4 protein-coding genes are annotated in these 2,586 nt (G+C 67.5%); 3 read left to right on the top strand and 1 reads right to left on the bottom strand.

Annotation, left to right across the window (positions count from 1 at the left end):
- A partial coding sequence (locus ACE3UY_RS08985; protein ID WP_374687205.1) for a hypothetical protein occupies window positions 1-232 on the bottom strand: 232 nt, incomplete at its 3' end.
- A 375-nt stretch (window positions 233-607) separates the two neighbouring features.
- On the opposite strand from ACE3UY_RS08985, the gene ACE3UY_RS08990 reads away from it, so the two are divergent.
- The 3 genes from ACE3UY_RS08990 to ACE3UY_RS09000 form a co-directional block, all read left to right on the top strand.
- Window positions 608-1,033, top strand: a complete 426-nt coding sequence (locus ACE3UY_RS08990) for a hypothetical protein (protein WP_374687206.1) — start codon at window positions 608-610, stop codon at window positions 1,031-1,033.
- 74 nt (window positions 1,034-1,107) lie between these two features.
- The gene (locus ACE3UY_RS08995; protein WP_374687207.1) at window positions 1,108-1,794 is read left to right on the top strand and encodes a response regulator; all 687 of its coding nucleotides are present in this window, start codon (window positions 1,108-1,110) and stop codon (window positions 1,792-1,794) included.
- A 151-nt stretch (window positions 1,795-1,945) separates the two neighbouring features.
- Window positions 1,946-2,586, top strand: a 641-nt coding sequence (locus ACE3UY_RS09000; RefSeq protein ID WP_374687208.1) for a HAMP domain-containing protein, incomplete at its 3' end; no start/stop codon positions are given.

Here is a 2,586-nt window from a genome sequence, read left to right on the forward strand (position 1 = left end):
CCCGCTGCTGGTGGAGTTGATCGCAGGTCAGACACAATTCGTCCACGGCGACCAGCAGCGCCGCCCCGGCCGCGTCGCCGCTCTGGAGAGTGGCCGTCTGGAGCGCCCGTAATAGACGGTCCAGTTCCCCATAGTCACCGGCCCGCAGCAGACTATCCACACCGGCCCAAGCAAGGCCCGACCGTTCCGCCACAAGCGGCAGTAGCCCGCGAACAGCAGGCGTCCCTTCCATAGCGCACTCCTAATGGATGTGGACGGCAACGATGGTGACTTGGTGATAACGGTAGTTCGGAAGCGGATTCAGGCGTGCCACGAGATAACACCCCTGCGTCCGAAAACCTACCTACGCGGATCGCTTGCCAGAAGCCCTCTTCAGCACATCGAAGGGGCCGTTGGACAGACACGCACAAACGCCGGCGCAGGCCTTCTCTGAAATTACATCATAGCACGCTTTGGCGCTGAGCGACACCACCCCGGCCCGTTCCGTAGGGAAATCGTATGTTTCTCTGACCGTGCCCCTTTGTCACACTTTCTCCGGCGCTCCTCCATCTTTTCTACACAGCCGGCGGCTATCTTGTGAGCATCAAATCCCATTCGGAGGTAACTGATGTTTCGCAGACACTTCTTTTTCGGGCGGCTGGCGCTGGGGGCGCTGCTGCTGTTTTTGCTGGTGGGCGCGGGGTCGCGGCTGTTCCGCTCCGGCTACGAGCAGGGCTTTGTGCAGGGGGCGTCGCTGGCGGCGACGGACGGCGAGGCGGTGGCCGGGCCGGTCGCGCCGGAGTTCGGCCGCGGCTGGGGTTACGGCCGGTTGGGCCGGGCGGAGGGCGCGCTGTTCGGCTTCGGTCTGATGTGCTTCGGCTTTGTCGCCTTCGCCGCGCTACTCAGCATGATGGCCTTCGGCCGTCGCCGCCACTGGGATGGCCGCCGTCCCGGCGGCCATTGGGCGCATCACCACCATGGTCACTGGAAGGAGAGCCGCCGCGACGGCGGCGATCCGATTGGGCCGGAGAAGCAACCGCAGGAATACGTCTGATTGTAGCGCGGGATGGTATCCCGCCTCTTCGCATCTCCAGACGCGGGATACCGTCCCGCGCTACAATAGAACCCATGCACGAACTCATCCTGATCATCGAAGACGAACCGCAGATCGCCCGGCTGGCGCGCGACTACCTGGTCAAGAACGGCTACCGCGTCCTCCACGCCGCCGACGGGCCGGCGGGGCTGGCGATGGCGCGGCGCGAGTCGCCCGACCTGGTGCTGCTCGACCTGCTGCTGCCGGGGCTGGACGGCCGCGAGGTGTGCCGGCGGTTGCGCGCCGAGTCGGCCGTGCCCATCCTGATGCTGACCGCGCTGGCCGAAGAGACGGATCAGATCGTCGGGCTGGAACTGGGCGCGGACGACTACATCACCAAGCCGTTCTCGCCGGCGGTGCTGGTGGCCCGTGTGCGGGCGGCGTTGCGCCGGGCCAGCGGGCCGGTCGAGCCGGGCGTGCTGCGTCGCGGCGACCTGGCGATCGACCCGGCGGCCCACAGCGTCAGCCGCGCCGGCCGGCCCGTGCACCTGACACCCAACGAGTTCAAGCTGCTCGTCGCCCTGGCCCGCCACCCCGGCCAGACGCTCAGCCGGGAGCAACTGCTGGACGAACTGCACGGCGCAGGCCCGGCCGGGGTGCTGGCCGGCTTCGACCGCAGCGTGGACTCCCACATCAAAAACCTGCGCCGAAAGTTAGAGGACGACCCCGACGCCCCGCGGATCATCGAGACGGTCTACGGCATTGGGTATCGATTGATGTAGGGGCGCACCTGCGTGTGCGCCCTGTCGCAACCAGGGCAGACACGCAGGTCTGCCCCTACCGAGGGTTATAGATATGCATCGTCATCCCAAATGGTCGGAAGAGTCGCCCCGGTGGAGGCCGGGCTGGACAGGCGAAGGCTGGCCGGTTGACATGGACGCGCGCCGCCGTTTTTTCGTGCGCCGCTTCGTCGGTTGTCTGGGCTTCGCCGTCGTTTCGGTGTTGGCGCTCCTAGTTGGGGCAACGATCCTGGCCTTCACCCTCGCCCGGCAGGGCACACTGGGGCCGACCGAGGGGTTGATCGTGCTGGCCTGCCTGGCCGTGCCCGTCCTGATCGTCATGATCGCGATGGGCGCGTTTGCTCTGGGCCACTTCGGCTCACCGCTGGCGGAACTGATGGTCGCCGCCGATGCTGTTGCCGCGGGTGACCTCTCCGTGCGCGTCGGTGACAACGGCCGAGGCGAAATGGCCCGCCTAGCGCGCCGCTTCAACCGCATGGTGGAGGAGCTGGCGCGGGCCGAGCAGGGGCGGCGCAACCTGACCGCCGACGTGGCCCACGAGTTGCGCACGCCGCTGCAGATCATTCAGGGCAACCTGGAGGGGGTGCTCGACGGCATCTACGCGCCGACGCCCGACCACATCGCCGCCACGCTGGACGAGACGCGGCTGCTGGGCCGGCTGGTCAACGATCTGCAAACGCTGTCGCTGGCCGAGGCGGGGCAACTGCCGCTCCACCCGCAGGCCGTCCTGGCCCACGACCTGCTGGAAGACGCGGCCACGCGCTTCATGCCCGC

The sequence above is a fragment of the Promineifilum sp. (SeqCode) genome (assembly GCF_041918635.1).
In the GTDB taxonomy this organism is placed as follows: domain Bacteria; phylum Chloroflexota; class Anaerolineae; order Promineifilales; family Promineifilaceae; genus Promineifilum.